This window comes from Legionella tunisiensis, assembly GCF_000308315.1.
Classification (GTDB): Bacteria; Pseudomonadota; Gammaproteobacteria; order Legionellales; family Legionellaceae; genus Tatlockia; species Tatlockia tunisiensis.
On sequence record NZ_CALJ01000002.1, the window covers coordinates 1 to 7,111 of the forward strand.

The window sequence follows — 7,111 nt, forward strand, 5'->3', positions numbered from 1 at the left end:
TCAGCTCGTTCCTGGTGGTAATTTAAGCTTAGGGTTAGTTACTTTAATAGCAGTCTTTTTACTCACTATAGCAATTTAATTTGCCGGGCACCTGCCCGACAAATTAGCATCATACCATGTCTGGATAATGTGCTTGAAAGCGCTCGACCATTTCGTTTGCCAATTCATGATTAAACAATTCCTCAAGAGCAAGGAAATCAAGCCAATAGGTCTGTAATACCAACAACCCCTTGTACCCCATCTCTAAATTGTTTTCTAATAACCGCTCGGCCACTTGTACAAATTGATGATCATAATGTTGTACAATTGGTTTTATAGGTATTGACAAGTTAGCCAACATCATCTCAAAAGCTTTATTAAAATAATGATCAACTAACTTAGGCACTGGCAAATTGCCATCAAAAATACGATGATCAGCGCTGATAGATACTGGAAGAATATCTTGTGGTTCAAATGATTGAGTCGCTTTATTCCATACAGGCTTACGTTCCACTTCGAGTAGAGTAAATTTCATAGCTTCGGAAGAGCGTAAAGGTGATTTTGTCCGTGAATAACCACAAAAACCAATATTACTTAAAGAAACTACAGAATTTCCAGGCATGGGATAAGCATAAAAATCATTAGCAAACTCATATAAGCCCTTCTCAACGATAGCTTTCAGATGTGGATGGTCTTGCTCAAGCTGCTCCCGTCTCTTGTAACAATAAACCATTACCCTGACAATATTTCTGACCCTAACCGCTAACTCTTGCACTGTAGTTTGATGGCAATTCTCAAAAACAATAGTCCCAATATGATCACCACACTCTGGTAATTTAACAATTAAACCAACATAAGCTTCTTTACTCTGATACATTTTCTGATGGCTTAGAAAATTGCGGAAAGAATCATTCTCACTTATCCCCATGCTTATAGCATGCATCATTAGAGTAGTGATCGTTTCAGAGGGGAATTTCTTATTAAAAAAATCAATGCGACTAACATTAAGATTGAATTCACCGACCATAGTCGGATCACTGGGATTATCCCACTGAGTCATAAATACTTTGCGGATAGGCGTCATTTCAATTTCATGATTAAGCGCAGCATACCGCTGAATGCGTGGGAAAAGCTCATGGGCAATTTTCATAAAGAAATACCAATTTTCACTTGGCTCAAGCCCTATTTTCTTTATCTGTTCAGTATGCTTCCTATCCAGCTCTTGTATAAACTCAATTGCACCATCAACGCCCTGCAATGCGACGACGGAAGACACATATTTATATTGTAAAAAGATATTGCTCAGTAATTGATTTTCCAGATACTCAAGTTTACTGCGCATGAGATCATGCTCAGGGAGCCCAATATCACGATACAAATCAGCCTCGCAGACATGTCGATGTTCATCATCGATGATAGTTGCGAATACCTTTTTGAGCAATCCCCTGACGCTCCAGGCTCTTGAAAATTTCTTCAATCCACCCTTCACCGATTAAATTTAATAAAACTACCGCGACCTTTGGGCAATCTTCATTACGAATAAAATTACATAAGAGTTCAATATTTTCATTGTAGGCAGGCGGTAAAGCTTGTGGTGCACATAATAGATAAACAATTTTGGTAAATACCATGCCATGGAAAATTTCATCCAATAATTGTACTCGCATGCGTTTTTGATCGGCGGGAGAGGACATCCTGGATTCAAATTTCAATGGAACTTGAATTGCCAAAACCTCTAATTGAGCCAATAAAGAAAAGTATAGATATAAAATAATTTATCGTGCTTTAACTCGAAAGGAAGGCCATCTTTAAATAATTCATCCATGCGATTTTTAATCAATTCTTTTTCTTCGCTGGAAATACGATTCCAACCTTCCAAAATCCATTGTTCAGAACCCCAAGAGGGTCTCAATAATTCGCTAAGTTCGTTCACGTATCCATCCAGCATCTAAATCGCAGTGCCTGAATCATACCCACAGCAAGCAGACAGCGTCAACCATCGCTCTCCTTGCTAATGAACTTACAATGACGCAATTATCATAAAATTGACGCGACAGGCTCTGGTTATTTATGCGATATTAAGTAATACTTCGCCAGTAATAAATCAGTACTCTTTCTATGATTAAAACCAAACCTTTCCTAAAATGGGCCGGCAGCAAATTTCGCTGTATTGAAACCATTCTAAATTCCTTACCTGCCGCGGAGCGCCTCATCGAACCTTTTACTGGCTCCGGAGCTATTTTTGTTAACTCCAATTACAAAAACTATCTTTTAGCAGAAGAGAATAGTGATTTAATTGCTTTATTTACCCACTTGCAACAGGAGGGCGACGTATTTATTGATTATTGTGCTCGTTTTTTTGTGAGTGAAAATAACTGTGCCTCTAAATACTATCAACTACGCGAAGAATTTAATCAAAGTACTGATACACGATTAAGAGCCGCTTTATTTCTTTATTTAAACCGTCATGGTTACAACGGCTTATGCCGTTATAATCGTAAAGGCTTATATAACGTTCCCTTTGGTCGCTATATCAAACCTTATTTTCCACGTTTGGAAATGATTCATTTTCAGCAAAAAAGTCATTCTGCCCAATTTATTCAAGGTGATTTTCGTCAAACCTTTGCCCAAGCGCGTACGGGCGACCTGATTTACTGTGATCCACCCTATGTACCTCTTTCAGCAAGTGCCAATTTCGCTTCTTATACGAATAAAAAATTTAATGAAGCGGATCAAATCGATTTGGCTCAGCTTGCTATGGAAAGCGCTACTCAGGGCATCACCGTCGTCATTTCCAATCACGATACCCCTTTTACCCGTCATCATTATCGTCATAGCCAAATGATATCCTTTCCTGTCAATCGCTTTATCAGTTGCCACGGTAATAAACGTCATGCTGCCCAGGAACTTGTAGCTGTATTTAGTTAGAAATAAAAAAGCATAGCAAGTCCTTGCATAAGGACTTGCTAATTTATTGAGCAGTAGAACGCAAATCTTTCATAAAGAAGGCAAGGATAGTCACCAGAAGAAGAGAAATCGGTAAAATTGATAGGGCAAGTTGGTAATCCAAAACGGTATATATATGTTCCCCATTTACAATACGACTATCACCAAATGTATCAAGCAATTTACCAACCAAGGGCTGAAATACCACGCCACCCAGAGTAACAATCATGTTAACTGCAGCAAAGACTGTACCTGATAACTTAGCACCACTATTCTCTTTTCCCATGATAAAAACAATAATTTCAGTCGCGCTGAATACCCCATATAAGAATAACAAAATATTTAACCAGGTATAGGATAAACCGGGATAATAGAGCACGAGGCTAATACAAATCAGCGCCATTATTGCACCAATGACCAAAGGCAAGACTCGTCGACCACTTCTGTCAGATAGATAACCCGCTAACGGAGCCCCCACTGCCCAACCAAGAAACATTGCAGAAATCGTTTTTGCAGCCTCAATTTTAGTCAAATGATGTGCCTGCTCCAAATAAGTTTTTCCCCATAATTCGCCGAATACGGATAAAGAGGTATAAAGACAAGCACCAACGAACCCAATCAACCACACCTGCGGCGAGGATAAGACATGCCACACATTTCCAAAAAACTCTGGCCATGCATAGCGATGGGTGGTATGTCCTTCGGGGCCGTCACGCACAACAAAGAAGATGATGACAGTGAGTACAGCACCAATAGTGACCATAAGCGATAAGACATGATACCACCCCATCGCCAAAGCAATATCAGTAATTTTCATTTCGCCATAGACTAAACCCATCATACCTAAGGTAGTGATTAACCCAGCGACCAAAGAAAAGTAGCGACGTGGCAACCAGTGCATTGCAAGCGATAAAACACCGACAAAAGCAAAGGAAGAGCCAAAGCCCACTAAAAAACCGACCACTCCCTGCAATAAGCATTGACGACGTATCTGTAAACATCCATGAGCCAAACGCACAACAGAGACAGGCAAAAGTTAACAACCGTCGCGGACCAAAGCGATCCATTAGCATTCCTACCGGCAATTGCATCGGTGAATAGGCAAAATAATAAAATGCTGACAATTGCCCGAATGTGGTTGCGGAAATGTGGCCAAAAGCAGCGCTTAGCTCGCTTTGTAAGGCCCCCGGTATGATTCGCAAGACGAATTCATAACAATAGAAAAAAGCCCCTACAGCACAGATTAAACTGCCAAACAGGGCTTGATGTCGAGTTATAGGTTTAGTTATCTGCATTAGCATAAGTTTCCTTCAAAAAGAAGGTTAAGATGGCAGCGATAATTATGCCGATTGGAATAATTGATAAAGCAAATTGATAATCATCTGCCGTATACAATTGTTGTAATCTATCTACCGGCATATCTTGTAAAGGCACGCTGGTCATGTGAGTAGATAAACTGAAATCCAGTAAGCGCCCGACTAACGGTTGCAAAAACATTGCCCCCAACATCACAATCATATTAGTCATGGCCATCGCTGTCCCGGCTGCCTCATTAGGGCTTAATTCACGGCCCACGGCAAAAACGATACACTGCGCACTATACAACAAGCCGAGAAGAAACATTAAAGCACCAATATGCGATTCTTTCAGGCCTGGCATATACAGGATTATCATCATTACAATCCCTGCGCCCGCCGCACCAAATAGCATAGGTGCTTTACGACGTTTTAATTTATCAGATAGATATCCCATCAACGGCGCACCGATCGTAAATCCTAAAAACAACAGTGAATTGGCAAAGTCCGCACCTGCTTGTGACAAACCATGCGCATGTTTCAAATAAGGAATGCCCCACAACTCGGCAAAAACCGTTGTTGGCAAATACACTAAACAGCCGAACATACCGTTAATCCATATTTGACCATTTTTAGCAATGAGACCTAGATCGATCATGCTCTTTCTAAAATTGTCGACTGTACCGCTGCGTCGTTGATGACTTTTCTTATCTCGAATACCAAACCATAGAATAATCGCCAAACCAATACCAAAATAAGCAGTTAAATTGACTGTCTCACGCCAACCTACATTCACTACCAGATGACCTAACAAATTATCACCGATCATCGCACCGATAGTACCCAAAGCAGCAGCCAAACCAGAAACCATTGCCAGCTTGTTTTCAGGTAACCAAATTGTGGCAAGTTTTAATACGCCAACGAAAGCGAAAGCCGAGCCAAAGCCCACCAGAAAACGTCCAGTAGCCGCTATCCAAAACACGGTGGTACTTGCAAAGATAAACGTTCCTACAACACAAACAAGGCATGCCAGGGTTATTAAAAGTCTAGGGCCATAGCGATCCAAGAGCACACCAACCGGTATCTGCAAAGGAACATAGGCATAATAATAAAATGCCGAAAGAAACCAAAACCGGTAGCAGATAGATTAAAATGCTCACGTAAGGCTGGCTCCATAACACTAGGAGAAATTCGCAAAAAGTATTCATAACTGTAATAGACGGCACCAAGACCACAAATTAACCAGGCAATCAACAAATATTTTTTATCATTCTTCATACGGAAATGGGCTCCTTCATTAATTGGTTATGCATGACGCTGTAGCAAATTAATACTTTTCAGCAAGATCCGCCTGACTGACACCGCTCGCTATAGCGGCCTTTGCCACAGCAAACGCAACTCGCTCTTTCAGACGGGGATCAATGGGTTTTGGGATAATATAATGTGGGCCAAAATCCCAATTTACTACGCCGGGGTAATTGTCTTTAACAGCTTGGGGAACAGGCTCCTGTGCCAAATAGCGAATCGCTTCAACAGCAGCAATCTGCATTGATTGATTAATGCAGGTCGCACGAACGTCTAGAGCACCACGGAAAATGTACGGAAAACAAAGAACATTATTAACCTGGTTAGGAAAATCACTTCGCCCAGTTGCAATAATTAAATCATCGCGAACCTGATGAGCGATTTCTGGTCTAATTTCTGGATCTGGATTGGACAACGCAAAAATAACTGGTTTAGGTGCCATCAATTGTAGAAGCTCTGCATTTAATAAATCAGGCTTTGCCACACCTATAAATACATCTGCATCAACCAAAGCATCAGCCAGTGTACGTCGCGGCGTCGTACGCGCAAAAGCAAACTTATAAGGGTTTAAGTCTTCTCGCCCTGTATGTATTACGCCTTTCGTATCTAAAAGCAACATTTTCTCTTTGTCAGCGCCCAGGGCAACGAGTAAACGCATAGAAGCTAAACCGGCAGCACCCGCCCCGATGCAAACAATATTCACCTCAGAAAGCTTCTTCCCTTGCAAATCCAAAGCATTCAACAAACCAGCCGCAACAACAATCGCTGTACCATGCTGATCATCATGAAAGACAGGAATATCCAATTGTTCTATCAATGCTTGTTCAATTTCAAAACACTCAGGCGCTTTGATATCTTCAAGATTAATACCACCAAAAGTTGGTGCAATGCGCTTTGCAGTAGCAATAAAAGCTTGAGGATTTTCTGCAGCCACTTCGATATCAAAAACATCAATATCTGCAAAACGCTTAAATAAAACCGCCTTCCCTTCCATCACTGGCTTACTGGCTAAAGGACCAACATCACCTAAACCAAGTACAGCTGTACCGTTAGTCATTACAGCAACCAAGTTGCCCTTAGCAGTATAGCGATAAGCATCTTCTGGATTTTCAGCGATGGCAAGCACTGGCTCGGCTACACCAGGTGTATAGGCAAGCGACAAATCATCTTGTGAATTGGTCGGTTTGGTCACATATACACCTAACTTTCCTGGGGTGGGAAATTCATGATAGTGCAGAGCACGCTGCTTCAATACATCTTTTTTATCCAAAGTACTTACCTCTATTTCAACCAGCCCGGCGAAAAATCATATAGAAAAACGCTAGGGATGAATAGTCATTTTGAAAAAAAGGCGCAATTTCATTGCGCCTGAAAATTTTTCAACACTACAATAACGGTTACGCGCTTTTCTTTTCTGATAACGATCGCGGAATTTCTGCACACGACCACCAGTATCAACCAATTTTTGCTTTCCAGTATAAAATGGATGACATTGTGCGCAAACCTCGATAGTCAGATCGCGACCCAAGGTTGAACCTGTTTCAAAGCTGTGGCCACAACTGCAGGTCACATTAATCGTTTTATAA

6 protein-coding genes and 2 pseudogenes are annotated in these 7,111 nt (G+C 41.1%); 1 reads left to right on the forward strand and 7 read right to left on the reverse strand.

The window, feature by feature from the left end:
- Positions 1 to 109: 109 nt before the first annotated feature.
- The 3 genes from BN58_RS20615 to BN58_RS32175 are packed head-to-tail and all read right to left on the reverse strand — an operon-like array spanning position 110 to position 1,912.
- Positions 110 to 1,420: a 2-oxo acid dehydrogenase subunit E2 gene (locus BN58_RS20615; protein WP_019215083.1), complete on the reverse strand. Its 1,311-nt coding sequence runs from the start codon at positions 1,418 to 1,420 to the stop codon at positions 110 to 112.
- On the reverse strand, positions 1,386 to 1,709 hold the full coding sequence (locus tag BN58_RS32170) for a hypothetical protein (protein ID WP_232220205.1): 324 nt from the start codon (positions 1,707 to 1,709) through the stop codon (positions 1,386 to 1,388). The genes BN58_RS20615 and BN58_RS32170 overlap by 35 nt, the downstream gene beginning before the upstream one ends.
- Positions 1,710 to 1,714: 5 nt before the next feature.
- Positions 1,715 to 1,912: a hypothetical protein gene (locus tag BN58_RS32175; RefSeq protein ID WP_232220206.1), complete on the reverse strand. Its 198-nt coding sequence runs from the start codon at positions 1,910 to 1,912 to the stop codon at positions 1,715 to 1,717.
- Positions 1,913 to 2,097: 185 nt separating this feature from the next.
- Here BN58_RS32175 and BN58_RS00065 point away from each other — a divergent pair, with 185 nt between their 5' ends.
- The gene (locus BN58_RS00065) at positions 2,098 to 2,907 is read left to right on the forward strand and encodes a Dam family site-specific DNA-(adenine-N6)-methyltransferase (protein ID WP_019215086.1); all 810 of its coding nucleotides are present in this window, start codon (positions 2,098 to 2,100) and stop codon (positions 2,905 to 2,907) included.
- Between the two features lie 43 nt (positions 2,908 to 2,950).
- Here BN58_RS00065 and BN58_RS20620 read toward each other — a convergent pair.
- From BN58_RS20620 to rpmE, 4 genes and pseudogenes are all read right to left on the reverse strand, one after another.
- Positions 2,951 to 4,226, reverse strand: a pseudogene (locus tag BN58_RS20620) (MFS transporter).
- Positions 4,207 to 5,498 (reverse strand): annotated as a pseudogene (locus BN58_RS00075) (MFS transporter). Before BN58_RS00075 ends, BN58_RS20620 begins: the two co-directional pseudogenes overlap by 20 nt.
- Before the next feature lie 49 nt (positions 5,499 to 5,547).
- Complete coding sequence (locus BN58_RS00085; protein WP_019215087.1) at positions 5,548 to 6,795, reverse strand: malic enzyme-like NAD(P)-binding protein; 1,248 nt, start codon at positions 6,793 to 6,795, stop codon at positions 5,548 to 5,550.
- 51 nt (positions 6,796 to 6,846) lie between these two features.
- On the reverse strand, positions 6,847 to 7,111 hold a 265-nt coding region (gene rpmE, locus BN58_RS29395; protein ID WP_019215088.1), incomplete at its 5' end, for a 50S ribosomal protein L31.